Origin of the sequence: Thermus brockianus, from assembly GCF_021462505.1 — a bacterium.
GTDB classification, from domain to species: domain Bacteria; phylum Deinococcota; class Deinococci; order Deinococcales; family Thermaceae; genus Thermus; species Thermus hydrothermalis.
This window is the reverse complement of record NZ_JAKEDV010000002.1, coordinates 51,424-73,823: the sequence shown is the minus strand read 5'-3', so window position 1 is coordinate 73,823 and position 22,400 is coordinate 51,424. Positions and strand designations below refer to the sequence as shown.

Genomic DNA, 22,400 nt, shown 5'->3' with positions numbered 1-22,400 from the left:
GTTTACTCAGGGAGAAAAGCCTTCTAAGGGCAAAGGGGAAAAGTCCTTGGCCAAGCGCAAAACCCCCACCACCCGCCCCCGGTGAAGGACGAAGCAACGGTACTCCTTCTCCCCCACCACCACGAAGCGGGCCAGGGTGAGCTCGCGCAGGAAGGGCAGGGGCCGCCGGCCCAGGGGGCGGCCTCGAGGGGGTCCGGCGTGGGGCATGGGCCTTCCCCCCTCCAGGGCCAGGAGGAGGAGGGGGTGTTCCCGGCCCAGAAGGACCAGGACCACCCCGTCCTCCCGGTAGAGGGCCTGCACCTCCAGGGTCCGCACCACCTCCACGCAACGGGCGAGGGCCCGCTCCTCCCCTCCTTGGGCCCAGGCCAGGCCCAAGAGGAGGAGAAGGGCGAGCCCCCGCATCTAGAAGCCCCGCTCCGCCGAGATGAGGGCCAAAGCCGCCCGGGCCAGGAGGAAGGCCCTACCCGGCTCCTTCTCCAGCCTGCCCTTGGCCTCCGCCACCAGGTCCTTCACCAAGGGGTCCTGGGCGCGGTAGTAGGCAAGCTCCTTTTCCGCCCGGTCCACGGCCAGCCTCGCCCCCTCCGCCCACCGGGGCGCCGAGGCCCTTGCCTCCTTCCCCCAGGCCCGAGGCCCAGGGCCATGGCCGTGGTGGAAGCCCATGCGGGGAGCGGGGCGGGCGGGCGCCTTCGCCTGAGGCTCTCCCTGGGCCGCCCGGTAGAGGAGGAGGGCCGCCTGGGCCTCCCGGGCCGCCTTGAAGTAGGCCTTGGCCTCAAAGTCCTTCTCCGCCCTGGCCTGCACCGCCTTGGCCCAGTCCAGAAGCTTGGCCTCCCCCTGGGCGGTCTGGGCCAGGGCCTGGAGCCGGGCCAAAGCCGAGGCCGCCAGGGCCGCCTGGCGGTACTCCGTCCCTTGGGCCAAGGAAAGGCCCATAGCCAAGAGAACCACACCGAAAAGGGCTTTGCGCATCCCCATCACCTCCGCCCCCCAACCTAGCCCCCTTGGCCAAAGCCCGCAGCGGGGGAAACCTTAAGCGGAGCCAAAGGCAGGTAAAGCCCCACCGCCGCCCCGCCCCGGTTCTCCGCCCGCGCCCTTCCCCCGTGGGCCCGGGCCACCGCCGCCACCAGGGCAAGCCCAAGCCCCGTTCCCCGTCCCCCGTGGACAAAAGGCTCCAGGACCCGGGGAAGGAGGGTTTCGGGGAAGCCGGGCCCGCTATCCACGAGCCAAAGCCAAACCCCCTCGCCCTCCCTGAGGATCTCCGCCCGCACCGGGGGCTTCCCGTGGCGGCGGGCGTTTTCCAAGACGTTCTCCACCGCCAGGGCCAGAAGCTCGGGGTCCACTAGGACCTCCGCGTCCCCCACCCCCTCCACGCCCCGCTCCCGCAAGAAGGCGGCGAGGCTTACGGGCTTTAGGCGCAAGGGGGTGGCCTCCAACTGGGAAAGCCGAAGGAGGCCCGCGAGGAGGGCCTCGAGGCGCCCCACCTCCCGCAAGGCCCCCTCCAGGGCCTTGGGCTCCCCCTTTCGGGCCAGGACCTCCAGGTACCCCTTTAGGGCGGCCAAGGGGTTCCTGAGCTCGTGGGAGGCGTGGCGGGCGAAGCGGCGGGCCTGGGCTTCCTTTTCGGAAAGCTCCTCCAGCAGTCCCCGCACCCGGGCGAGGAGGCCGTTGAGCGCCTCCACCACGGGCCTAAGCTCCGCCACCTGGGGGGAAGGGAGGGGGGCGAGGTCCTGTGGGGTGCGGCCCTGAAGGGTTTGGGCGAGCGCCTTCAGGGGCCCCAAGGCCCAGGAAAGCCCCAAGGCGGCCAGGGCGAAGACCAGGAGCAAAACCCCACCCCCCCAGGTGGCGTAGAGGAGGAGAAGGCGCCGCCCAAGCCCCGCCACCCCCTCCAAGGGCACCGCCAGGCCAAACCCCCCGCCTTCCCGGGGCAGGGCCACGTAGAGCACCCCCCGCCACACCCCTTGGTAGGCCCGCCCCTCCGCCAGGGCCGGCAGGAGGGCGGGGGGCAGGGCGAAGGGGGCGAGCTCGGTGGTGCGCACCCCTTCCCCCACCACGAACCCCGTGCCGCCCCCGAAAACCTGGCTTAGGCGGAAAAGCTCCGCCAAAAGCGCCTTCTCCTCCTTGGGGCCCTCCTCCTTGAGGAGGAAAAGCCGGGTCAAAAGGGCCCGCCGCAGGTCCTCCGTGGCCGCCCGCTCCGCCTCCCGGGCCGAGAGGAGGGCAAGGGGAAAGGCGAGGAGCAGAAGCGCCAAGAAGAGGAGGGCGAAAAGCCTCGCCCTAAGGGAGGAAAAGGCGGTACCCATAGCCGCGAAGGGTCTGGATGGGGTTCGGCTCCCCCAAGGCCTTGCGCAGGGCGGAGAGGTGGACCTCCAGGGTGGCGGGCTCCACCACCTCCCCCCAGACCTTAAGCATCAGGGCCTCTTTGGAGAGCACCTCCTCGGGGTGTTCCAAAAAGGCCTTGAGGAGGAGGAAGGCCTTGGGGGAAAGGCTAAGCCGCCTTTCCCCCCTATAGGCCTCCATGCGCCTCGGGTAGAGGCGGAGGTCCTTGTAGGAGAGGACCTCCTCGGGCCTCCTAGCGCGCCTCCCCAGGGCCTCGAGGCGGGCCAGAAGCTCCTGGAGGCTATAGGGCTTCACCAGGTAGTCGTCCGCCCCCTCCCTCAAGCCCTTCACCCGCCACTCCACCGCATCCAAGGCGGTGAGCATGAGCACGGGCACCTCCGAGCGGGCCCGGATCTCCTTGAGAAGGGAAAAACCGTCCCCTTCCGGCAGAAGCACGTCCAGGACCACCACCTCCGCCCAAGGGAGGAGGGCCAAGGCCTCCTTGGGGCTTTCCGTGGCCCTCACCTCGTGCCCCTCCAGGGATAGCCCCAGGCTGAGGGCCTCCCGCACCCCAGGGTCGTCTTCCACCAAGAGGACCCTCATGCCGGGTTCCGCCATGCCCCCAAGGCCCGCACGGGGGCGTAGACCTCCAAGGGCGGAAGGGCCTCCCCCGTCTTTAGGTCCAGGCGGTGGAGGCGGCTTGACCCCCTGCGGGCGGCGTAGAGGATGCCCTCCAAGGGCAGAAGCTCCACCAGGCTCCGGGCGTCCTCCCCTTCCAAAAGGGGCAGGGGCCAGGAGGCGAGGAGGGCCCCGGAGAAGTCCACCACCCGCACCTTGGCCGCCTCCACGTCGTAGAGGTAAAGCCTGTTTCCGTCCGCCCCCACGCCCCCGAGAAGCCTGAGCTCCTCGCTTTCCCTAGAGCGGCGGAAGGCGTAGCGGGAGAGGTACCGCCCGTCCAGGCCCAGGCGTTGCACCTGGCGGTTCCCGTAGTCCAGGACGAAGAGGGACCCCGCCGCCGCCACCAGGGCCTTGGGGTCTTGGAAGGTGCCGCGGCCCGGCCCCTGCCCGCCAAAGCGCCCCTGGTACCGCCCTTCCAGGTCCAGGCGGCTGATGGTGGCGGTCTCGGCGTCCAGGACGTAAAGGGCCCCGTCCGCCACCGCCAAGGAGGCGGGGAAGAGGAACTCCCCGGGCTTCATCCCGTAAGGCCCTGCGGAAAGGAGAAGCTCCCCTTCCGGGGAGAAGCGGTGGAGGAGCTTGGCCCCGTGCTCAAAGACGGAAACCCAAATCCCCCCTTTGGGGTCGGCGGCCACGGAGAGGGGGGGGGCGGAGAAGTGGCCCGGGGCGGAACCGATGCCGGAGATGAGCCTGGAGGCGGTGCCCTTCAGGTCCAGAAGGCGCACGCTTCCCTTCTTGGCCTCCACCCCAAGGAGGAGGTAGAAGGGGTGGGGCAGGCCCTTTTCCTCCTCCCAGGGCCCCTCGAGGCCCCGGATCACCTCGTCCAGGCTGGGCCGCTTGGCGGGGTCCTTCTCCAGCATCTTGAGGACCAGGTCCGAAAGGGCCTGGGGGATTTCCGGCCTGAGCTGCTTGGGCGGGGTGGGCACCTGGAAGATCTGCTGGTGGATCACCGTCTCGTACCCGCCCGTGAAGGGGGGCTGGCCCGTGAGGGCCTCGTAGAGCACGATGCCCAGGGAGTAGATGTCCGAGCGGTGGTCCAGCTTCTGCCCCTTGGCCTGCTCTGGGCTCATGTAGACGGGGGTGCCGATGCGGGCCCCGGTGATGGTGAGCCGGGTTAGGACCTTCCCGGCGGCGATGCCGAAGTCCATGAGGCGCACGCCCCGGGGATCCACCCCGTCCTCCCTGAGGGCCCCCTTGAGGACCATGATGTTCCCCGGCTTGATGTCCCGGTGGACGATGCCTTGGGCGTGGATGTGCTTGAGGGCGTCCGCCACCCGGGCCAGGATGGCCGTGGCCTGCTTGAGGCTCAGGCGCCGCTCCTCTATGAGCTTGTCCAGGCCCTCCCCCTCCAGAAACTCCATGGCGATGAAGTGCACCCCGTCCACCTGGCCGTGGTCGTAAACCTTGACGATGTTGGGGTGGTCCAGCTTGGCCAAGACCTCCGCCTCCCGGTGGAAACGGCGCACGAAGCGGGGGTCGCCCACGAAGCGCTCCTGGGGCACCTTTAGGGCCACCAGGCGGCCCGTCTTCTTGTCCTTGGCCTTGTAGACCGTGGCCATCCCCCCTACGCCCACCTTCTCCAGGATCTCGTAGCGTTGGGAAAGGGCCTGGGTCTCCTCCGTGGTCTTGGGCCCCTCCCGCTTGGCTGCCCTGGCCGGGCGGCGGGCAGGCCTCCGCCTCGGCCCCAGGTAGACCCGGGGGGCGGCCAAGGCGCCGAGGGCGAGGAGGAGCCAGGGAAGGGCCACTTCCAACCTAACCCCCGTGGCCACCCCCGCCCCGGTGAGGAGAACGAGGAGGGAAAGGAGGGGCCAAGGGGAAAGCCGCGCCGCCAAAAGGGCGGTAAGGAGCACCAGGAGAACGGCCAAAAGTCCCTGCATCACTCCACCCGTAAGGCCACGGCGGTGACGTTGTCGTCCCCGCCCCGGCGAAGCGCCTCGGCCAGGAGGGCCTCGAGGCTCCCCTGTAAGTCCTTGCCCAAGGCCCACTCCTCCTCGGGCACCAGCCCATAAAGCCCGTCCGTGGCCAGCAAAATCCCTTCCCCAGGGGCGAGGCGCACGGGGATCACGTCAAAACGCGCCTCGGGCAGACCCAGGGCGCGGGTGAGGACGTGGCGGTAAGGGTGGCGCTCGGCCTCCGTGGGGGTAAGGACGCCCTCCTTCACCCTCTCCGCCACCCAGGAGTGGTCCTCCGTGAGGCGCCTAAGCCCCCCTAGCCCCAGGAAGTAGGCCCGGGAGTCGCCGATGTGCCCCACCACCCCCTCCTTGAGCCAGTCGGCGTAGAGGAAGGCGGTGAGGGTGGTGCCCATCCCCTTCCTCCCGGGCTTTTCCGCCTCCTTCTCCACCCGTTTCTGCGCCAGGGTAAAGGCCTTTTCCATGACCTTGGAAAGCCCCACCGCCGGCCGGCCCGTGGAGAGGTGCTCGGCGTAGGCGCGCACCGCCTCGGACAGGGCCTCAATGGCCACCTTGCTCGCCCACTCCCCGGCCTCGAGGCCCCCCATCCCGTCCGCCACCGCCAGGAGGAGGAGGTTGCCCTGGGGCACCTCCAGCCTCAGGACCCGGTGAAAGTCCTCGTTGTTCTGGCGGCGTCCCACGTGGGACACGGCGGCCACGCTAAACCGGGGAGCCAGGCGCATCGGCCTCATTGTATAGGATGGAAACGTGGAGCACCTGGCCGACCTGGTGGACCTTTACGAGTACCGGGTGGAGGACCTGGTGGCGGGCCGCACCCCCAAGGGGGGCAAGAAGGCCCTTTTGGCCCTTCGCGCCTTTCTGGCCCAAACCCGCCTCCCCGGCCCCCTGGCCAAGCGTTTCCGCCAGGCGGACGCCCGCTTCCGCGCCCTCCGGGGAAACCTTGCGCCTCCCCCATCCCCCCCCGAACTCCCCACCCTGGTCCCCGAGGAGCCCGAAGCCCCTCCCCCTCCCGACACCGCCCCCGCCCTCAAGGCCCTGGCCAAGAAGGTGTGGCGGCTATGGGTGGAGCGGGAAGCCAAGGCCCGGGCCAAGGACCTCCTCCCGGGCAGGCGGGAGGAGCTCAGGCTCATCCACGCCTTCTTGCAAAACTACCTGGACTACCGGGAAAAGGAAGGCTTCAAGCGGGACTTCAACCTCTCCCGCTTCGCCCCCACCCACCCCATCCCCTCCCTTTCGGAAAGCCTCTTGGACCTGGAGGACCCCAAGGTGGCGGAGGCCCTCCTCCTGGAGTTCCTGGAAACCGCCCTCCACATCCCCGAGGACCTCCCCTTGCCCCCCGAGGAGACCAAGGCCTACGTCCGGCGCTTCCTGAACCGCATCCTGGAGTGGGAGGAGGCCTACGGCCTGCCCCCTAAGCGGGACCTCCTCGCCTTGAGGCGGGCCCTGGAGGAGGCCCGGCGCCTTGGCGCCAGCCCCCAGGAGATCGCCCACCTGGAGGAGCGCCTAAAGAAAGAGGCCCAGGAGGAGAGAAGGCGGGAACTCCTTTTGGAAGAGGAAAAGCGCCGCTTCCAGGTGGCCTCGGAAAAGGTCCTCGCCCTCCTCAACCTGCTTCCCACACCCCAGGGGGAAACCCCTTGGCCCAAGGTGCCCGAGCCCGGTGGAGGGGAGGAAAGCCTCCTCACCCTTCCCCTTTCCCCAGGCCGGATCCCCCTCGGCCCCCTGGTCCTCACCTTAAGCCAGGTGGAGGGCGTCTGGCACCTGGGCCTAGGGGGGGAGGACCACATTCTGGAGGAAACCCTGGTCCTCCCTTGGGAGGACCTCGAGGTCTGGGCGGTGCGGGAGGGGAACCTCTTGCACCTCCGCTTGGAGGCGCGAAGCGGCCTCAGGCTCTACGAGCTTCTGGCGGAAGGCCGCCTCCTCGCCCTCCTCCTATCCCCCAAGGAGGACTACGCCTACCTGCGCCTCCTCCGCGCCCTCTCCGCCAAGCTCAAGGGGGAGTTCCAACCCCAAGGCTTTGGGAAAGAGCTTGCGGAAAAGTTCCGCCAAGCCCCGGAGGAAGCCCTCCAGGACTTCGCCCGCAAGCTCTTGGACCTCACCCTAAGGCGCCTGGGCCCCGCCGATCCCCATCCTCCCCTCGCCCAGGTGGGCGAGGCCTTGGGAGTTTCCCAGGAGGCCCAAACCCTGGCGGAAGCGCTCAGGGAGTACCTGGGCCGCCGCCCTCCCACCCGGGAAACCCTGGGCGGGGAGGTGCACCTCCTTTCCTTAACCCCAGAGCCCCTAGCCTTAAGGCTGGGCTCCTCTGTCCTTTCGCTCCGCCTAAAGGAAGATGTGGTCTACGTGGGCCAGGCGGGGGAAGTGCCCAAACGGCTTAGGGACCTCCTGGTCTACCGCCTTCCCGAGGCCCATCTGGTCCTGGCCCGGGAAGGGAGGCGCCTTGCGTATCTGGTGGTCACGCCCCCCTAGCCGCCAGGGTAATCTGGTATAATCCCCGGAAAGGGGGTTTTATGAAAGTCCTCCGGCACAAAGCCTTTGCCCGGCTCATCCTGGCCTACCTGGTTTCCCAAGCGGGAAGCAAGATCCACCGGGTAGCCCTTCTCGTCCTCATCTACCTCCTGACGGAAAACGCCCTGTGGGTTTCCTTGACCCTGGGGGTGCAACTCCTCGGCACCGTGGTCTTCTCCCCCCTCCTTTCCGCCTGGGCCGACACCCAAGACCGCAAGCGCCTCCTCGTCTGGTCGGACCTCCTGAGGGCCCCCCTGGTGGCCCTCATTCCCCTCCTCGGGGCCAAGAGCCTGCCCTTTTTGCTCCTCCTGGTCTTCCTCATAGAGCTCCTCCGCGACCTCCACGACCCCATCCAGAACGCCGTGGTGCCGGATCTGGTCCCCAAGGAGGAGGTGGACGAGGCCAATAGCCTCATCCTCCTCTCGGACCGCCTCTCCGAGGTCCTCTTCGTGGGGGCAGCCGGGGTCCTGGTGGCGGCGGTGGGCCCCGCCTACGCCTTTTACCTGGACGCAGCCACCTATTTGGCCTCGGGGCTTCTCCTCCTCGGGCTTCCCTCCTTGCGGCCGGAAAAGGTCTCCAAGGCGGGCTTCTTTGCCCGGGTAAAGGAGGGCCTGGGCCACCTCTGGCAAACCCCTCCCATCCGCCGGGCCGTGGGCACCCTTTTCGCCGCCGCTGCCTTCGGCTCCGTGGAAACCGCCTTGGGCGTGGTGCTCGCCCTCAAGTGGCTAAAGGTGGGCTCGGCGGGCTTTGGCTTCATGGAAGCAGCCATGGCCCTGGGGGCCATCCTGGGGGGGCTTGCCCTGCCCAAGCTCCTCGCCAAGGTGCCGCGGGAAAGGCTTTTCCTCATGGCCCTCTTGCTCTTCGGCCTTTTTGAGGCCTCCGTGGGCCTCGTCCCCGTCTTCGCCTGGGTCTTGGTGGCCTTCTTCGTGGGAGGGTTCCTCAACATGGCCTTCATCGTCCCCGCCCGCTCCATCCTGCAGCTCAACACCCCTCAGGAGCTGCGGGGGCGGATCTTCGCCGCCTTCGGCGCCGTGATGAACGCCGCCGTGCTCCTGGGCACCATGCTGGGCGGGGCCCTGGAAGGCCCCTTGGGCGCCCCCACGGTCTTCCTCCTGGCCGGGCTTGGCGTCTCCCTCGCCGCCGCCTACACCCTCCTCACCGGGGGCATCCCCGCCCCGAAGGAGCTGCGCCAGACCCAAGAGGCATAGTGAGGACGTGAAACGGGTGGCGCTTTTCACCGACGGGGCCTCCTTGGGCAACCCGGGGCCTGGAGGGTGGGCGGCTCTCCTCCGTTATGGAAGCCGGGAGAAACTCCTTTCGGGGGGAGAACCTTGCACCACCAACAACCGCATGGAGCTCAAGGCGGCGGTGGAGGGCCTCCTGGCGCTTAAGGAGCCCTGCGAGGTGGACCTCTACACGGATAGCCAGTACCTCCAAAAGGCCTTCACCGAAGGCTGGTTGGAAAGGTGGCGGAGAAACGGCTGGCGGAAGGCGGAGGGCGGGCCAGTAAAAAACCAAGACCTGTGGCGGGCCCTCCTCGAGGCCATGGCCCCCCACCGGGTGCGCTTCCACTGGGTGAAGGGCCACGCCGGCCACCCGGAAAACGAGCGGGTGGACCGGGAGGCCCGGCGCCGGGCGGAGGAGGCAAAGCGAAAGGGCCTCCCCTGCCCCCCACCCCCGGAAGGCACGCTTTTTTCCTCCTAGGCGAAAAAGCGTTATACTCAAGCCATGCTGGAAACCGCCCTCCGCCCCGAGGACCGGGAAAACCCCGCCTTCAAGGCCAACAAGGACGCCTGGGTGGCCCTGGTGCGGGACTTTAGGGAAAGCCTGGAGAGGGTACGCCAAGGCGGGGGCCCGAAGGCCATTGAGCGGCAGCACCAAAAGGGCCGCCTCACCGCCCGGGAGCGCATCCAAAGGCTCATAGACCCGGGCACGGAGTTCTACGAGCTCATGGCCTTCGCCGGCTACGGCCTGTACGAGGAGTGGGGCGGGGCCCCTGCGGGCGGGGTCATCACCGGTCTAGGCCGCATCGCCGGCCGGGACTGGATGATCATCGCCAACGACGCCACGGTGAAGGCGGGGGCCTTCTTCCCCATCACCGCCAAGAAGGTGATCCGGGCCCAGACCATCGCCTTGGAAAACCGCATCCCCACGGTCTATCTGGTGGACTCCGCCGGGGTCTTCCTGCCCCTACAGGACGAGGTCTTCCCCGATCAGGACGACTTCGGGCGCATCTTCTACCTTAACGCCCGCATGTCCGCCCTGGGCATCCCGCAGATCTCGGCCATCATGGGCAACTGCGTGGCCGGGGGGGCCTACCTTCCCGTGATGACGGATGTCCTCATCATGACGGAGGGGAGCGGGCTCTACCTGGCGGGTCCCGCCCTGGTGAAGGCGGCCATCGGGCAGGAGGTGTCCTCGGAGGAGCTTGGGGGGGCAAGGATGCACGCGGAGGTCTCGGGCACCGTGGACTTCTACGAGCCCACGGACGAGGCCGCTATAGAACGCATCCGGGCCCTTGCCGCCCTCTACCCGCCCCCCCGGCTCGCCCCCTGGGCCGAGGAGCGGAAGGAGGTGCGGGAGCCCCTCTACCCCATAGAGGACCTCTACGGCCTCATCTCCCCCGATGGCGCTAGGCCCTACGACCTAAGGGAGGTGATCGCCCGGATCGTGGACGGCTCGGAGTTTTTGGAGTACAAGGCGCACTACGGGGAGACCCTGGTCACGGGCTTCGCCCGCATCGGGGGCTTCCCCGTGGGGATTGTGGGGAACCAGCGCCTGGTCCTCAAAAAGAAGGGGCGGATTGAGGTGGGCGGGGTCATCTACCCCGAGGCGGCGGACAAGGCGGCGCGGTTTATCCTCGAGGTCAACCAGATGGGCATCCCCCTCCTCTTCCTTCAGGACGTCACGGGCTTCATGGTGGGCAAGGAGGCGGAGCAGGCGGGAATTATCCGCCGGGGGGCTAAGCTCGTCAACGCCGTCTCCAACTCCGTGGTGCCCAAGATCACCCTGATCCTCGGGGGCTCCTTCGGGGCGGGGAACTACGCCCTGGCGGGGAAGGCCTACGCCCCCCGCTTCCTCTTCGCCTGGCCCAGCGCCAAGTACGCCGTGATGGGCGGGGCCCAGGCGGCCAAGACCCTCTTGGAGTTGGAGGTGGAAAAGCTCAAGCGCCAAGGCCAAGCGCCCTCGGACGAGGAGCTAAGGGAGCTCTACGAGCGCATCAAGGGGCGCTACGAGGAAACCCTAGACCCCCGGTACGCCGCCGCCAGGCTTTGGGTGGACGGGGTGATCTTCCCCCACGAAACGCGGAAGTGGCTTATCAAGGCCCTCGAGGCCTGCGCCCTGAACCCGGAGAGGGAGCCTTTTAGGGTGGGGGTGTTCCAGGTATGAAGGCCAAGTGGGTGGAATGCCCCCGCGACGCCTGGCAGGGCTTTGCCCGCTTCATCCCCACCGAGGAGAAGGTGGCCTTCTTGAGGAAGCTTTTGGAGGCGGGCTTCCGCCATCTGGACCTCACCAGCTTCGTCTCCCCCAAGTGGGTGCCCCAGATGCAGGACGCCGAGGAGGTGCTCAAGGCGCTTCCTCCCCCAGAGGGGCGCACCTACCTGGCCATCGTGGCCAACGAAAAGGGCCTGGAGAGGGCCCTGGGGGCGGAAAACCTCACCCACGTGGGCTACCCCTTCTCCCTTTCGGAAACTTTCCAGCGCAAGAACACGAACCGCTCCATCGCCGAGTCCTGGCCCTTGGTGGCGGGGATGGTGGAGGCGGTAAGGGGGCGGCTTGGCCTCGTGGTCTACCTCTCCATGGCCTTCGGCAACCCCTACGGGGACCCTTGGAGCGTGGAGGGGGTCCTCGAGGCCATCGCCCGGCTAAGGGACCTGGGCGTAAAGGAGATCGCCCTGGCGGACACCTACGGGGTGGCGGACGCCGAGCGGGTCTTCGCGGTGCTGAGCCGGGCCGTGGAGCGCTTCGGCCCCGAGGGGCTTGGGGCCCACCTCCACGCCCGGCCCGAGGGGGTCTTGGCCAAGGTGGAGGCGGTCTTAGAGGCGGGGGTCTATTGGCTGGAAGGAGCCCTGGCGGGGGTGGGGGGGTGCCCCTTCGCCGGGGACGAGCTCGTGGGCAACCTGCCCACGGAAAGGGTCCTGCCCTTCCTGGAAGAAAGGGGCTTCGCCACGGGGGTAGACCTAAGCCGCCTCCCCTTTTTGGCGGAGGAGGCGGCGCTTCTCAAGGTCCGCTACGCCTAGAAGGTCAGCACGATCTTCCCGCGCCCGTGGCCCGAATCCATGCGGGCATGGGCCTTGCGCAGGTTTTCCAGGGTAAAGGGCAAGACCTCGGCCAGAAGGGGCTTGGCCTGGCCCCGCTCAAAGAGGGGGCGCATCTCCTCAAGCCGCTTGCGCTCCCGGGTGAGGAAAACCCCATAGAGGGTTTGGTTTTTGGTATATAGACCAGACAGGTTCCCCTGGGGAGGGAGGATGGTGGCGATGCGGCCAAAGGGGCGCACCACGGGGATGACCCGCTCCACCAGGTTCTCCCCCGCCGTTTCAAAGGCGGCATCCACGCCTAGGCCCTCCGTGGCCCGGAGCACCTCCTCCTGCCAAGCGCCCCGGTAGTCTAGGGCAAGATCCGCCCCGAGTTCCCTTAACACAGGGAGGTTCTCCTGGCTCGCCGTGGCGATGACGAAGGCCCCAGCAGCCTTGGCAAACTGAACGGCGAAGGAGCCCACGCCCCCGGCGCCCCCCATGACGAGCACCGTTTCCCCGGGGCGCACCGCCAAACGGCGCACCACCGCTTCCCAGGCGGTTCCTCCGGCCAAGGGTATGGCCGCCGCCTCGGCAAAGGAGAGGTTCTTGGGTTTCCTCGCCACGAGGCCAGCCGGCACCGGGGTGAACTCCGCATACGTCCCGTGGGGATTGCCGAAGATCTCCGGGGTGTAGTAAACCTCATCGCCCTCCTTGAGGTCCTTCACCCCAGGGCCCACCTTAGCCACCACCCCCGCGGCATCGTAGCCCAGCACGAAGGGAGGCTCCACCCCTGCCCAACGCCCCGCTGCCCGGATCTTGGCGTCCACGGGGTTCACGGCCACGGCGAGGTTCTTCACCAGGACCTCCCCAGGTCCCGGCTCGGGCACAGGCAGGTCCCCTTCCTCTAGCATGTCCAGGCCACCAAAACCCCTAAGCACCACGGCACGCATAGAGCACCTCCGGGCTCCAACCTACCGCAGGCCACAGCCCCCTTTTGTGAAGAAGGTTGCTAGGCCACTTGTCGTAGGTAGATGCCGGGGTCCGTGGGGTTGGCGATGGCCAAAACCCGCTGGACGAGCACCTCGGGGGGCAGGTCCAAAAGGGCCGTCATCTCCCCCGGGGAGACCACGGCCTCGTAGAACCTCCGCGCCCCTCCCTTTAGGAGGAGGGCCATGAGCTCCGCCAAGGCCTCCTCTCCCCCGGGAAAGGCGGGGCCGAAGGCGTCGGGGGTGAGGAGGTCCTTCTTTCCCCCGTGGATGAGGAGGGCATAGCGGGCCCTATCCCTCCGGTCCTGCCAGTCGGTGATGAGGTAGACCTTGGCCTCGGGAAGGCGAACCCCCCTTAGGGCCTCCTCCAGGGCCTTCAAGGTGAGCTTGGGCGCCGCGCGCAGGCCAACGCGTTCCATGCCTCCATCTTACGCCCAAGGGTAGGGGGCAAACGCCCTAGAGGAGCTTGCGGGCGTAGATGACCTGGCCGGCGTGGTGCTGGGCGTGCTCCACCAGGTGGTGGAGGACATGGGCCCTGGGGGCCCTCACCCCCAGGTGGCCCACGGCGACCTCCTCGGCCAGGGCCTCCTCCTTGACCCCCTTGAAGGCGGTGAGGAGGACCTCCCAGGCTTCCTTAAAACGGGCCACCACCGCCGCTTTTGGCTCCGCCTCCCCCTGAAGCTCCCACTCCCGGCCCCGCTTGGCCCACTCGGGGAGGGGAAGGCCTAGGGCGTAGGCCCCTAGGCGCAAGGAGCTTCCGGTGATGTGGCGCACCAGGCCGCCGATGGGGTTGGCCCCCTCCTTGGGCCGCCACCAGAAGGCCTCCTCCGGGAGGTCAAAGGCCCACTTCTCCAGGTGCAAGGCAACCTCCTCCAAGCCCCTAATCCAAGCGGACACGGCCGGGGAGACCCCGGGCACCAGGGGTTCCAAGAAGGGTGCGGGCATGGCCCCAGTTTACCCCGCTAGACTGAAGGCATGGAGCCTTTGGCCCTTTTGGGGCTCCTCCTTCTCGCCTACCTCCTATGGCCCAGGCGGCCCGCCCGCTGCCCCAGGTGCGGCCTCCCCCGGGGCCTGGCGGAGGAGGTGCGCCGGTATCGGCGCTTCTGCCCCCACGTGGCCTTCCGCGCCTGCCCCTTTGACCCCCGGAAGGGGCTCTACCGCCTAAGGCGATGACCCCAGAGGAAGCCTGGCACGCCCTGGACCTAGACCTCGCCGACTACCTGGCGAAAAAGGGCCTCAAGCCCTCCTGCCGGGCGGGGTGCTTTGCCTGTTGCTTCGGCCTCGTGACCCTTTCCCGCCTCGAGGGCGAAGCCCTCCTCCCCCACCTCACGGAAGCGCAGAAAAACCGGGTCCTGCGGGAAGGGAAGCGGCGCCTCGCCCTCCTGGCCCAGGGAAAGGACGAGGAGGACTTCCCAAGCCGCTTCTTCCGAAGCCGCACCCCCTGCCCCTTCCTGGAGGAGGGGCTTTGCGGGGTCTATCCCCATAGGCCCCTGGCCTGCCGGGGCCTCCTCACCGCCGGCGACCCCGCCCTCTGCGCCCCCGAAGCAAAGACCCCCAAGGGGCACTTCCTCCCCACTCCCTGGCGCATGGCCCACCGCAAAATGGAGCTTCTTTGGGAAGAGGAGGAAAGGCGCTACGGCCACGTGGTGGTGGGGGAGATGGTAAGCCTTCTCTACCTTCTCCTGAAAGGGCTTCCCCAGGGCAGGGAGGAGGTGGAAAACCGCCTAGCGGCCCTGGGGGTCCTGGGGGGAAGGTGGGGGTTCCAGCTAATCCCCACCGCTCAGTAGACCTGTTCCCGCTGCCCGTAGCTAAAGACCGCTACCCCCGTCACCTGGTCCTGCCCCGTGGTGGGGAAGAAGGGCGGGGCCACGCCCTGAAGGAAACGGCGGTCGTAGGTGAAAGCCCGTCCGTAGCCCGTGGAATTCTGACCGGTCTGTGCATTAAAGGTTCCGAAAGCTCCGTAGTACTTTTGGATGATGCCCCCAATAAGGTAAACGTTCCCCTTTTCCGAGATGGAGTTATAGTTCTCCACCGCCACCACCCCCTTGGCGCTCATGAGAGAACCGTGGATGTGTAGGTTGCGAGGGGCATCTTTGTCTATGAGTACATCACCATCCTGGCTGTAGACGCCAAGGACATTCCGCGCGTTGAGGTTGTCGCAGGTAGCAGGGGTTACCGTGCCGTCCACGTTCCGGGTAGGCACCCCGGAGCAAGGGGGGGTTTCGTACTTGAGGTCGCCGGTAATCTGAATGGTGCCCGTGGCCGCCACGGTGATCTGGGCAAACTCCGCAAGGGCAGGGCCTGCCGTGCTCGGATCGTTGGGGCTAGTCCTCTGGGGACCCCGCAGGCTCTGGATCGCCCCATCGCTAAAGATCACCCCGTTGAAGTACACGTCGCTTCCGTTCCGTTGCACGGCCTGCCAGGTGGTCGTCTGGCCCTGGGCAACCTCCTGGTAAAGCTTCCGGTCCTCCCCGTAGCGGTACTTTTCCGTTTTGGTCTGATTGCAGTTGTTATTCTGACAATAGGTCACGGTAATGTACTGGTACTTGGTCACCCCCACGGGGAGAGGCAGGCTGCAAGGCACCTCGAGGCCGGTGGCCTCGTTCACACACACCCGCCTGAGCTCCAGGCTGGTAATGGTGCGCTGGAAGTACAGACCAGCGCTTTGCGCCGCGCTCCTCTGGTCCTGGTTGTTCTGGGGCAAGGGAATAAAGGGAGCGTTCCAGTCCACCCCCGCCGCAAACTGGGGAGCGTGGGTGCCGTAGGTGTTCCGGTAGGAAGGGGCGTTAGCGGAGGGTTGCATATCGCTTGCACGCACGAGGTTCCCTCCGTTAACGCCATAGAAATAGGCCCCAGGCCTGGTCTGGCCGCTGCAACCACTATCCCCCGGGTTGGTGCACCCTGCGCTCGTCACCTCACCCCCAAACCAAGGCTGGCGGTAGAAGCGGAAGTGATTGTTGGTGTGGACAGGGCCATCAAAAAGCGTACGGTCCGTAAACCACACGTCCGTGCCGTTTGGCAGGGTATGGATGTGGGTAAAAAGCGCCCACCTAGCAAAACTTGCCCGCCCCACAACAAACCGGTACTCCCCCTGCAAGACGATGTTGCGGCGGTAAGGCCCAAGCCCCGCCTCCGCCACCATGACGAAGGGAAGGGCATAGGTCTGGGATGCCCCGCTCCCTACACCCCGCGGGGCCCCCTCTACAAAACGCCCCTCGGGGAGGCGGGTATTGGGCGGAAGGCTTTGCCCACAGGCGCTTGCGGTGAAGTGGACCCTTAGGGTCACCGTGGCGTTCAGACCGGAAGGAGCCAGGTTCCGCGGCGTCCCCCCAGGACACAGGTAGCCATCCACCTGCGTTTGGAACTGCAAGGCCACCTGCGCTAAGGCCTGGGCCACGGCCACGGGATCGGGATTGGAGCCCGTTTGACAGTTGCTGCTCCCCCCATAGGCCCAGCAGTCCGTGGTGCTGGCGGTGCTCCGCACAATGGCGCTCAAACGGTCCCGGGCCGTGGTGCTTAAGAAGGTTCCCCCTGTGTTCGCAGCACCCCGGGCTAGCATCAGGGTCTGGACGATCCCTTGATCCTGGCCGCTATGGCGAATCTCGCCCAAGGTACGCAGGAAAAGCAAGGTGCCTATTCCCGAAACCACCAAAACGGTAGCCAGGGCGATAACCAAAGCGATGCCTCTTTGCCGCATACCCTCTCCCCCTTTATTGGCAAGGCAGAATGCGCCGCACCTGGTACTGGGTGTTAGAGGAGAGCTCCACTTGGCTCGTGTACACCCGGTCCACGGGACGGCCGCGGGAAAGCATCTCTGCACCCAACACCAAGGAGAGGCGCCTCAGGGTGTAGGTTTTGCTGTTTTGCGTAACCTGGTACGGTGGCGTGCCCGTGGGGTTGGCATAGCTATAGCTCCCCGGGTTCACCAGGACATCTCCTTGGCCTGCCTCGTAAACATACTGGATCGCAAAGCGGCTCAGGTTGAAAGCCACTGGGATTTCTCCGCCCGAGCCCTCCCGGTAAAGGAGCTCTTTCGTGGAGGCGTTGTATTTAAACCCCAGGGTGCGCACCCGGAAAAGAAGCGTGTTGGGCGTGTAATCAATGGTGTTGCCGCACCCGGCATGAACCACGTGCCAACGGTTGGGCTGTCCCCCCACAGCGTTTACCCCTGTAACCGGAAGGATAACCCCATCCCCATTGGCGTTGACCATCAGGACGTGGTCCCCAGGGGAAATCCCTATAGCCGAAGCCTGGCTTGCTAGCACGAGGATCTTAGCCTCCGCAGCTTGTTTGAAGCTATTGTTGCCTCCGCTGTCATGGGGCAAAACGGGATACCCTGCTCCCCCATCAATGAGGGCGAAGGAGATACTCCCCTCTCCCGAGGGATACGGGGTGGAGGCCAATCCGCCAAACACGGCGCTACGCAAGTCTTGGGTAAACACCTCCACGATGCGCCGAAGCTTAGCTTGGAGGCTTGCGGCAGCGTCCAGGTCCGAACGAAACCCCATGAACTGGACCATTCCGCCGTAGGCGATGGCCATCACCGTGGCTAGAATGACCAGGGCAAGGAGGAGCTCTAAAAGCGTGAAACCGGTTTTCCTTCCCATGGCTTCCTCCTGTCAGTTAATGCCCTCCAGAGGGGGAGACGAGGAACCTGAACCGGAAGGCGGGGCCGAAAAGGTACGGGCTTCCGTGCAGTGCTCCTGCCCGCCTTGCCGCCAGCACACCCGGATGCGGTACTCGTTCACGCTCACACCCAAGGCATTGGCCCAGCTTGGCGTTCCCACATTGGCAATCTCCACCCGGTATAGGTCCGGGTTGGCAAAGCGGGCCTCCTGGGGAAGATCGGGGAAGGTTTGCCGAAGCTCCCCGTACCCGTACACGATGGGCGTGGCGCCAGCCAGGAGAAAGGTATCCCCCCCCACGATCCTCCGGCCCAGGTAGTTAAGGACCTGCACCGCTTGGGTCCGGGCACCCGAAACGGAGGTCTGCCTAAGGCTGGATACCAAAACGGCGTTAAAGGCCAACAAGACCAAGGCCAGGATGGAAAGGGCAATGAGCACTTCCAGCAAGGTGAGCCCTAAAACACCTCTTCTCATGGCACCCTCTTGGCCTCCCCAATCAGGGAGATGGTGTACGTGTAGGTCCGCCCACCCACCGAGGCGGTAAACGTCAGGGCTTGGGAAAGGGGTTGTCCTTGAGGGTTCTGGACCTTTCCGGGAGGGGTAAACCGGGCAATAGCCCCATTCCCAAGGGATAGGGTCACACCCTGGGGTATATCCCAAGCGCGAAGGACCGTGGAACCCCGCTTCAACTCCAGGCGGTTCCCGTTGCGCTCTAGGGTGAGGTTTTCCCCTCGGCTCGCCGCCTCGGTGGCCCCTTGCCAGAAGACGTTTTGCAGGGTGTTAAGAAAAGCCGCATGCTCCTGGCCCAAAAGGGTCCTGCGCCCGTTCAAGGCCCCCAGGGCCAAGACCACCGCCAGGATGGCAAGGAGCACCACGAGCTCCACCAAGCTAAGTCCTCTTGCGTTCACTCACACCTCCCTTTCTGTAAGCATCCTAGAGCCTAAGCCATGGGAGGCGCATCCCCCAAATGGGGGATATAAAAGGGCGGCCCGAAGGCCGCCTTTGGCGGAGGGGGCGGGATTCGAACCCGCGAGGCCCCTTGCGGGGCCTACCGGTTTTCGAGACCGGCCCGTTCAACCGCTCCGGCACCCCTCCCTGAGCCGGGCGAAGAAGTCCCTTAAGAGCTTAGCACACTCCCCTTCCCGCACGCCACCCAGGACCCTTCCCCGTTGACCAAACCGGGTGAGGGCCCCCTCCTTCAGGTTCTCCGCCCCGTAGACCACCTCCACCCCCGCCTGGGTTAGGGCGTGCTGGCACATGAGGCAGGGCTCGAGGGTCACGTACACCCGCCCCCCCCGGGCCTCCTTGCCCGCCTGCCGGAGGAGGAGCATCTCGGCGTGGGCCGTGGGGTCGCCCTCCGCCTCCACAAGGTTGTGGGCCCGGTAAAGCCTATCCCCCACCACCAGGACCGCCCCCACGGGCACCTCCCCCTGGGCCAGGGCCGCCTTGGCCTCCGCCAGGGCCTGGCCCATGCGGCGCTCCTCCTCCCCCATGGGGTAAAAGCCTAGGACCTCCACCACCCGGCTTCCCTCCGCCCGCACGGGCCAGAGGCCCTTGAGCTCCTTGGGCACCCCCTTTTCCGCCAGGAAGTCCCTTAGGCGCTTCCTCCCATAGGGCATCTCCAGGTAGTCTCCTGGCGCAGGAAGGCGGAAGCCCGGGGGAAGAGGAAGCTTGGGCGAAGGAGGGATGAGGAAAAGCGTTCCCCCCTTGCGGCGGGCGAGGAAGCCCTCCGGCAGGGTGGCGGGCCTCCCGGCCAAAGCCCCTTCCAGGAGGGCGATGAGCCGGGCTTCCGGGCGGAGGGAAAGCCCCTCCAACACCTGGCGGAGCGCCCGGCGGCGGAGGGCGGGGGGGGCGTGGAGGAGGGGGGCCGCCCGGTAGGCGGGGACGAAGAAGCGGGGATCAGGAAGGAGGCGCGCCCTGGCCTCCCTCTCCAGGTGGGCGTCCTCCGCCTCCTGGGCCCGGGCAAAGCGGTCCAGGGCCTCCCGGGCCCGGGGAAAGCGCTCCAAAAGCAGGGGAAAGACGGCCAGGCGCAGGTAGTTCCGGTCCCAGGTGGGGTCTTGGTTGGTGGGGTCTTCCCGCCAGGCCTCCCCCAAGGACCCCAGGTAGTCCCGGAGGGCCTCCCGGGGGAAGGGAAGGAGGGGCCGCACCACCAGGCCCTCCTTCTCCCGGATGCCAAGCCCCCGGGCCGTGCCCTGGAGGAGCTTGAGGAGAACGGTTTCCGCCTGGTCGTCCAGGGTATGGGCGGTGAGGATGGCCTTGGCCCCCACCGCCTTGGCCACCCGGTGGAGGAAGGCGTAGCGCACCTCCCGGGCCAAGGCCTCCAGGTTCTCGCCCCTTTCCCTGGCGATCCGCCCCACCTCCACCCGCTCGGCGAAGAAGGGAAAGCCAAGCCTCCCGGCTAGGGCGCGCACGAAGGCCAGGTCCTCGGCGCTTTCGGGCCTCAGGCCGTGGTCCAGGTGGGCCACCACCCCCCTTCGCCCCAGGCGGTGGACCAGGTGGGCGAGGGCCACGGAGTCCCCGCCCCCAGAGACCGCCAGGACCAAGGGGTCCTCCGGGGCCAGGGCCTTTAGGCGCTCAAGAACGGCGGCCTCGAGGGGAAGAAGCCCCAAGCCTCGCCACCTCCGCCCTCAGGAGGGACAGGCAGCACCTGCCCCGGGGGTTGCGCAGGTCGCAGGCGCACCGCTTGGCCCGCACCCCCGCCTCCACCTCCGCCACCGGGTCCCGCTCGGATGAAAGGGCCTCCTCGAGGGCCTCCCGGGTCCAGTCAAAGCAGTAGCACACCAGGGAAGCCCCCTTATCGTACACGGGGAAGCGCACCTCCTCCAGGGTGTACACCCCTTCCGCCCCGAAGTAGACCACGGGGCAGGCCGGGTCCTGGCAGAGGTAGTGCGCCGCACCCGGGTCCAGGCGGGCCAGGGCCTTTCCCGTGAGGAAGTTCTTCACCGTCTTTAGGGGTACGGGAAGCCCCTCTTGAGCGTTTTGCGGGCAGCGCATACCCCCACTATACGGGGTATCCTAGGGCCATGCGCCTCCGCTTCCGGGAAAACGGGCCTTACGTCCTGGACCTGCCCGAGGGAACCTCCTTCCGCCTCAATGGCGAAGAAAGAAAGCTAGAAAGGGCCAAGCTCGCCCTCTGCCGCTGCGGCCACTCCGGGAGCAAGCCCTTCTGCGACGGCACCCACAAGGCGGTGGGCTTCCAAGCAGAACCCGGGGAGATAGAGGTTCAGTAGAGGAACTCCCGGATATCGTACCGGCTCGCCCTGAGGCCCAGGCGCCGGACGGCCTCCGCCCAGGCCTTAAGCTCCCCTTCCACGTCCGGGAGGGGCTCTAAACCCAAGGCGGCGTAGGGGGTCTTTGGGGTTTCCTGGAAAGGGGATAGGTAGACGATATCCTCCCGGTCCAAGGGGAGCTCGGCGAGGAGGGCGAGGCTCTCCCGGAAGTGGGCCTCGGCGAAGGGCCTCCCCCCGGCCCCCACCATGAGGATCACCCCCACGCCAAGCCCCGCCCCCTTCAAGGCCCGCACCAGGGGCAAGGCCTCCCGGGGGTGGCCGGGCTTGCGGAGGAGGGCGAGGAGGGGGGCGTGGCCCGTTTCCAGGCCCAGGTAGACCCGCCTCAGGCCCAGGGCCCGAAGCCTTTCCCACCAGGAGGCCTCCTTCTTAATCCCCGTGAAGAGGTCCAGAAAGCCGAGGATGGGCTCCCCCGGAAACGCCCGCCCCGCCGCCTCCAAAAGGGGAAGGAGGGGGTCCTTTAGGGCCAAGGCGTTCCCGTCCGCCAGGAAAACCCCCCTCCTCAGGCGAAGCCCCTCCCCCAAGAGGGCCTTTACCCGGGCGATGTGGTCCTGGAAGGCCTTTGGCTCCCGCACCTGGAAGGGGCGGTCCTGGTAAAAGCTACAGAAGGCGCAGCGGTTCCAGGTGCAGCCCGTGGTGGCCTGGAGGACCACAGCGAGGTAGGCGTCGGGGGGCAGGATGCTGACGGGCCAGGCGTAGGCCTCCCGGTACGGCCTAGGGTCCAGGAGGCCCTCCGGGGTCCAGCGGAGGACCTCCTGGCGCCTTTTAGGGTCTTGGAGGTGGGCCTCCGCCAAGGCCAGGGCTTCCCCGTAGACCCTGAGGGCCTCCTCCGGGGGAAGCGTCTGCCTCCGCCTCTCTCCTTCCCGGTAGCGCAGGTGGAGGCTTCCGTCCAGGGCCCGCTTGTAGGTCACCCCCTGGCGGAAGTAGTGGTAAAGCCGCCCCTCCCGGTCAAAGGAGAGGACCCTATCCCCCAAGGAGAGGACCGTGGCCTCGGGCCTAAGGAGCTCCACGGCCTTAGAATAAGCCCCGTGGCGCTTTCCGCCCTGAAGGGCTTCCTCTCCCCCGAAACCCTCCCCCACCTCACCCCCTTAGGGGGGTTTGAGGCCCGGGTGTACGGGGACGGGGCAAGGGTCTACAAGGTCTACCGCCCCGAAGAGGCGCACCTCGCCGCCCTCGAGGCCCGCCGCATGGCCCGGGCGGGCCTGGGAAGCTTCGTCCTGGGGGTGGCGGAGGTGGAGGGCCACGGGGTCCTCATCACCCGCCGCTTTCCCGGCAGGCCCTTCTCCCCCGAGGCCTTCACCCCCAAGACCCTGGCCGCCCTCGCCCACCTCTTCCTCTCCCTCCACCGCCTCCCCGAGCCCGGGTACGTGGAGGAGGCGGAGCTTTTAGCAAGGCTAGAGCGCTTTGCGGAAAGCCTCCACGGTATTCCCGAGGCCCTGGACCTCATCCAGCGCCTCAAGCGGGAGGTGGGCCTGGCGGCAGGGGTGGAAAGGCGCTTCTGCCACCGGGACGCCTGGGCGGGGAACCTCCTGGTGAAGGCCCCTCAGGAAGAGGGCCCCGAGGTCCTCCTGGTGGACTGGGTGCGCTCCGGGGGCGACGACCCCGCCCGCGACCTGGCCCTCCTCAAGACGGGAAGCCTGGACCTCCTGGGGGAAGAGGCCGCCCGGGAGGCCCTCCTTCGCATCGCCCGCTTTTACCCCGCCGAGGTGCGGGAAAGGCTCGCCTTCTACGTTCCCCTCACCTACCTCCACGACCTCCACTGGTTTAGGACCAAGTACCCCGAAGGCTTCCTCGAGGCCCTACGGGAGAAACTCCCCAAGGCCCTAAGCTTCTTCCGGGACTTTTTCAACCGGGGAAAGGCGTGTTAGGCTTT

Annotated in this window: 25 protein-coding genes and 1 tRNA gene; 9 read left to right on the top strand and 17 right to left on the bottom strand. The window is 67.2% G+C overall.

Annotated elements, in window-relative coordinates; translation table 11 throughout:
- Positions 1 to 6 precede the first annotated feature (6 nt).
- Genes LXN00_RS02565 through LXN00_RS02540 form a run of 6 tightly spaced genes read right to left on the bottom strand, consistent with a single transcriptional unit; the run spans position 7 to position 5,611 of the window.
- The gene (locus LXN00_RS02565) at positions 7 to 402 is read right to left on the bottom strand and encodes a hypothetical protein (protein ID WP_234504343.1); all 396 of its coding nucleotides are present in this window, start codon (positions 400 to 402) and stop codon (positions 7 to 9) included.
- A complete protein-coding gene (locus tag LXN00_RS02560) occupies positions 403 to 963 on the bottom strand; it encodes a hypothetical protein (RefSeq protein ID WP_234504340.1) in 561 nt (186 codons plus the stop codon).
- Positions 964 to 986: 23 nt separating this feature from the next.
- On the bottom strand, positions 987 to 2,288 hold the full coding sequence (locus LXN00_RS02555) for a sensor histidine kinase (RefSeq protein WP_234504337.1): 1,302 nt from the start codon (positions 2,286 to 2,288) through the stop codon (positions 987 to 989).
- Positions 2,263 to 2,907: a response regulator transcription factor gene (locus LXN00_RS02550; protein WP_234505144.1), complete on the bottom strand. Its 645-nt coding sequence runs from the start codon at positions 2,905 to 2,907 to the stop codon at positions 2,263 to 2,265. Before LXN00_RS02550 ends, LXN00_RS02555 begins: the two co-directional genes overlap by 26 nt.
- On the bottom strand, positions 2,904 to 4,856 hold the full coding sequence (locus tag LXN00_RS02545; protein ID WP_234504334.1) for a protein kinase domain-containing protein: 1,953 nt from the start codon (positions 4,854 to 4,856) through the stop codon (positions 2,904 to 2,906). The genes LXN00_RS02550 and LXN00_RS02545 overlap by 4 nt, the downstream gene beginning before the upstream one ends.
- Positions 4,856 to 5,611, bottom strand: a complete 756-nt coding sequence (locus LXN00_RS02540; protein WP_234504331.1) for a PP2C family protein-serine/threonine phosphatase — start codon at positions 5,609 to 5,611, stop codon at positions 4,856 to 4,858. Before LXN00_RS02540 ends, LXN00_RS02545 begins: the two co-directional genes overlap by 1 nt.
- Positions 5,612 to 5,636: 25 nt before the next feature.
- Here LXN00_RS02540 and LXN00_RS02535 point away from each other — a divergent pair, with 25 nt between their 5' ends.
- The 5 genes from LXN00_RS02535 to LXN00_RS02515 are packed head-to-tail and all read left to right on the top strand — an operon-like array spanning position 5,637 to position 11,632.
- Positions 5,637 to 7,352, top strand: coding sequence for a hypothetical protein (locus LXN00_RS02535; protein ID WP_234504328.1), 1,716 nt, complete (start codon positions 5,637 to 5,639; stop codon positions 7,350 to 7,352).
- A gap of 41 nt (positions 7,353 to 7,393) precedes the next feature.
- Complete coding sequence (locus LXN00_RS02530) at positions 7,394 to 8,599, top strand: MFS transporter (protein WP_234504325.1); 1,206 nt, start codon at positions 7,394 to 7,396, stop codon at positions 8,597 to 8,599.
- Between the two features lie 7 nt (positions 8,600 to 8,606).
- Complete coding sequence (rnhA, locus tag LXN00_RS02525) at positions 8,607 to 9,095, top strand: ribonuclease HI (protein ID WP_234504322.1); 489 nt, start codon at positions 8,607 to 8,609, stop codon at positions 9,093 to 9,095.
- Between the two features lie 24 nt (positions 9,096 to 9,119).
- On the top strand, positions 9,120 to 10,781 hold the full coding sequence (locus LXN00_RS02520; protein WP_234504320.1) for an acyl-CoA carboxylase subunit beta: 1,662 nt from the start codon (positions 9,120 to 9,122) through the stop codon (positions 10,779 to 10,781).
- Positions 10,778 to 11,632, top strand: a complete 855-nt coding sequence (locus LXN00_RS02515) for a hydroxymethylglutaryl-CoA lyase (RefSeq protein ID WP_234504316.1) — start codon at positions 10,778 to 10,780, stop codon at positions 11,630 to 11,632. The genes LXN00_RS02520 and LXN00_RS02515 overlap by 4 nt, the downstream gene beginning before the upstream one ends.
- On the opposite strand, the gene LXN00_RS02510 is transcribed toward LXN00_RS02515, so the two are convergent.
- Genes LXN00_RS02510 through LXN00_RS02500 form a run of 3 tightly spaced genes read right to left on the bottom strand, consistent with a single transcriptional unit; the run spans position 11,629 to position 13,560 of the window.
- Positions 11,629 to 12,579 carry a zinc-dependent alcohol dehydrogenase family protein gene (locus LXN00_RS02510; RefSeq protein WP_234504313.1) on the bottom strand — a complete coding sequence of 317 codons (951 nt, stop codon included), beginning with the start codon at positions 12,577 to 12,579 and terminating at the stop codon, positions 11,629 to 11,631. The two genes, LXN00_RS02515 and LXN00_RS02510, sit on opposite strands and share 4 nt — an antisense overlap.
- A gap of 59 nt (positions 12,580 to 12,638) precedes the next feature.
- Positions 12,639 to 13,034, bottom strand: a complete 396-nt coding sequence (locus LXN00_RS02505; protein ID WP_234504310.1) for a DUF3197 domain-containing protein — start codon at positions 13,032 to 13,034, stop codon at positions 12,639 to 12,641.
- A 37-nt stretch (positions 13,035 to 13,071) separates the two neighbouring features.
- Entirely contained in the window at positions 13,072 to 13,560 is a 489-nt protein-coding gene (locus LXN00_RS02500) for a DinB family protein (protein WP_234504307.1), read from the bottom strand.
- Positions 13,561 to 13,590: 30 nt separating this feature from the next.
- Here LXN00_RS02500 and LXN00_RS02495 point away from each other — a divergent pair, with 30 nt between their 5' ends.
- Both LXN00_RS02495 and LXN00_RS02490 read left to right on the top strand, forming a co-directional pair.
- The gene (locus LXN00_RS02495) at positions 13,591 to 13,788 is read left to right on the top strand and encodes a hypothetical protein (RefSeq protein WP_234504304.1); all 198 of its coding nucleotides are present in this window, start codon (positions 13,591 to 13,593) and stop codon (positions 13,786 to 13,788) included.
- A complete protein-coding gene (locus LXN00_RS02490; protein WP_234504302.1) occupies positions 13,785 to 14,402 on the top strand; it encodes a YkgJ family cysteine cluster protein in 618 nt (205 codons plus the stop codon). Before LXN00_RS02495 ends, LXN00_RS02490 begins: the two co-directional genes overlap by 4 nt.
- On the opposite strand, the gene LXN00_RS02485 is transcribed toward LXN00_RS02490, so the two are convergent.
- From LXN00_RS02485 to LXN00_RS02455, 7 genes are all read right to left on the bottom strand, one after another.
- Positions 14,396 to 16,312, bottom strand: a complete 1,917-nt coding sequence (locus LXN00_RS02485; protein ID WP_234504299.1) for a DUF4900 domain-containing protein — start codon at positions 16,310 to 16,312, stop codon at positions 14,396 to 14,398. The genes LXN00_RS02490 and LXN00_RS02485 overlap by 7 nt on opposite strands.
- A 13-nt stretch (positions 16,313 to 16,325) precedes the next feature.
- Complete coding sequence (locus LXN00_RS02480) at positions 16,326 to 17,222, bottom strand: prepilin-type N-terminal cleavage/methylation domain-containing protein (RefSeq protein ID WP_234504296.1); 897 nt, start codon at positions 17,220 to 17,222, stop codon at positions 16,326 to 16,328.
- Between the two features lie 12 nt (positions 17,223 to 17,234).
- Positions 17,235 to 17,714, bottom strand: a complete 480-nt coding sequence (locus LXN00_RS02475; RefSeq protein ID WP_234504294.1) for a prepilin-type N-terminal cleavage/methylation domain-containing protein — start codon at positions 17,712 to 17,714, stop codon at positions 17,235 to 17,237.
- Complete coding sequence (locus tag LXN00_RS02470; protein WP_234504292.1) at positions 17,711 to 18,148, bottom strand: type IV pilin; 438 nt, start codon at positions 18,146 to 18,148, stop codon at positions 17,711 to 17,713. Before LXN00_RS02470 ends, LXN00_RS02475 begins: the two co-directional genes overlap by 4 nt.
- A gap of 95 nt (positions 18,149 to 18,243) precedes the next feature.
- Positions 18,244 to 18,335: transfer RNA gene (locus tag LXN00_RS02465), tRNA-Ser, on the bottom strand.
- Positions 18,314 to 19,849, bottom strand: coding sequence for a tRNA lysidine(34) synthetase TilS (tilS, locus tag LXN00_RS02460; protein ID WP_234504290.1), 1,536 nt, complete (start codon positions 19,847 to 19,849; stop codon positions 18,314 to 18,316). The genes LXN00_RS02465 and tilS overlap by 22 nt, the downstream gene beginning before the upstream one ends.
- A complete protein-coding gene (locus LXN00_RS02455; RefSeq protein ID WP_234504278.1) occupies positions 19,815 to 20,234 on the bottom strand; it encodes a putative iron-sulfur cluster-binding metallochaperone in 420 nt (139 codons plus the stop codon). Before LXN00_RS02455 ends, tilS begins: the two co-directional genes overlap by 35 nt.
- 29 nt (positions 20,235 to 20,263) lie before the next feature.
- On the opposite strand from LXN00_RS02455, the gene LXN00_RS02450 reads away from it, so the two are divergent.
- Positions 20,264 to 20,470: a CDGSH iron-sulfur domain-containing protein gene (locus tag LXN00_RS02450; RefSeq protein ID WP_234504276.1), complete on the top strand. Its 207-nt coding sequence runs from the start codon at positions 20,264 to 20,266 to the stop codon at positions 20,468 to 20,470.
- Here LXN00_RS02450 and LXN00_RS02445 read toward each other — a convergent pair.
- Positions 20,464 to 21,537 carry a radical SAM protein gene (locus LXN00_RS02445; RefSeq protein ID WP_234504274.1) on the bottom strand — a complete coding sequence of 358 codons (1,074 nt, stop codon included), beginning with the start codon at positions 21,535 to 21,537 and terminating at the stop codon, positions 20,464 to 20,466. The two genes, LXN00_RS02450 and LXN00_RS02445, sit on opposite strands and share 7 nt — an antisense overlap.
- An 18-nt stretch (positions 21,538 to 21,555) precedes the next feature.
- Between LXN00_RS02445 and LXN00_RS02440 the strand changes: the two genes are divergently transcribed.
- Positions 21,556 to 22,395: an aminoglycoside phosphotransferase family protein gene (locus LXN00_RS02440; protein WP_234504272.1), complete on the top strand. Its 840-nt coding sequence runs from the start codon at positions 21,556 to 21,558 to the stop codon at positions 22,393 to 22,395.
- Positions 22,396 to 22,400 lie beyond the last annotated feature (5 nt).

Excerpts from the sequence above, each read along its gene's own strand:
- LXN00_RS02560 (WP_234504340.1), bottom strand. The coding sequence starts at position 963 with ATGCGCAAAGCCCTTTTCGGTGTGGTTCTCTTGGCTATGGGCCTTTCC.
- LXN00_RS02505 (WP_234504310.1), bottom strand. The coding sequence starts at position 13,034 with ATGGAACGCGTTGGCCTGCGCGCGGCGCCCAAGCTCACCTTGAAGGCC.
- LXN00_RS02495 (WP_234504304.1), top strand. The coding sequence starts at position 13,591 with ATGGAGCCTTTGGCCCTTTTGGGGCTCCTCCTTCTCGCCTACCTCCTA.
- LXN00_RS02480 (WP_234504296.1), bottom strand. The coding sequence starts at position 17,222 with ATGGGAAGGAAAACCGGTTTCACGCTTTTAGAGCTCCTCCTTGCCCTG.
- LXN00_RS02475 (WP_234504294.1), bottom strand. The coding sequence starts at position 17,714 with ATGAGAAGAGGTGTTTTAGGGCTCACCTTGCTGGAAGTGCTCATTGCC.
- LXN00_RS02520 (WP_234504320.1), top strand. The coding sequence starts at position 9,120 with ATGCTGGAAACCGCCCTCCGCCCCGAGGACCGGGAAAACCCCGCCTTC.
- LXN00_RS02545 (WP_234504334.1), bottom strand. The coding sequence starts at position 4,856 with ATGCAGGGACTTTTGGCCGTTCTCCTGGTGCTCCTTACCGCCCTTTTG.
- LXN00_RS02490 (WP_234504302.1), top strand. The coding sequence starts at position 13,785 with ATGACCCCAGAGGAAGCCTGGCACGCCCTGGACCTAGACCTCGCCGAC.
- LXN00_RS02555 (WP_234504337.1), bottom strand. The coding sequence starts at position 2,288 with ATGGGTACCGCCTTTTCCTCCCTTAGGGCGAGGCTTTTCGCCCTCCTC.
- LXN00_RS02450 (WP_234504276.1), top strand. The coding sequence starts at position 20,264 with ATGCGCCTCCGCTTCCGGGAAAACGGGCCTTACGTCCTGGACCTGCCC.
- LXN00_RS02540 (WP_234504331.1), bottom strand. The coding sequence starts at position 5,611 with ATGCGCCTGGCTCCCCGGTTTAGCGTGGCCGCCGTGTCCCACGTGGGA.
- LXN00_RS02485 (WP_234504299.1), bottom strand. The coding sequence starts at position 16,312 with ATGCGGCAAAGAGGCATCGCTTTGGTTATCGCCCTGGCTACCGTTTTG.
- LXN00_RS02500 (WP_234504307.1), bottom strand. The coding sequence starts at position 13,560 with ATGCCCGCACCCTTCTTGGAACCCCTGGTGCCCGGGGTCTCCCCGGCC.
- LXN00_RS02530 (WP_234504325.1), top strand. The coding sequence starts at position 7,394 with ATGAAAGTCCTCCGGCACAAAGCCTTTGCCCGGCTCATCCTGGCCTAC.
- LXN00_RS02510 (WP_234504313.1), bottom strand. The coding sequence starts at position 12,579 with ATGCGTGCCGTGGTGCTTAGGGGTTTTGGTGGCCTGGACATGCTAGAG.
- LXN00_RS02565 (WP_234504343.1), bottom strand. The coding sequence starts at position 402 with ATGCGGGGGCTCGCCCTTCTCCTCCTCTTGGGCCTGGCCTGGGCCCAA.
- LXN00_RS02550 (WP_234505144.1), bottom strand. The coding sequence starts at position 2,907 with ATGAGGGTCCTCTTGGTGGAAGACGACCCTGGGGTGCGGGAGGCCCTC.
- LXN00_RS02455 (WP_234504278.1), bottom strand. The coding sequence starts at position 20,234 with ATGCGCTGCCCGCAAAACGCTCAAGAGGGGCTTCCCGTACCCCTAAAG.
- LXN00_RS02515 (WP_234504316.1), top strand. The coding sequence starts at position 10,778 with ATGAAGGCCAAGTGGGTGGAATGCCCCCGCGACGCCTGGCAGGGCTTT.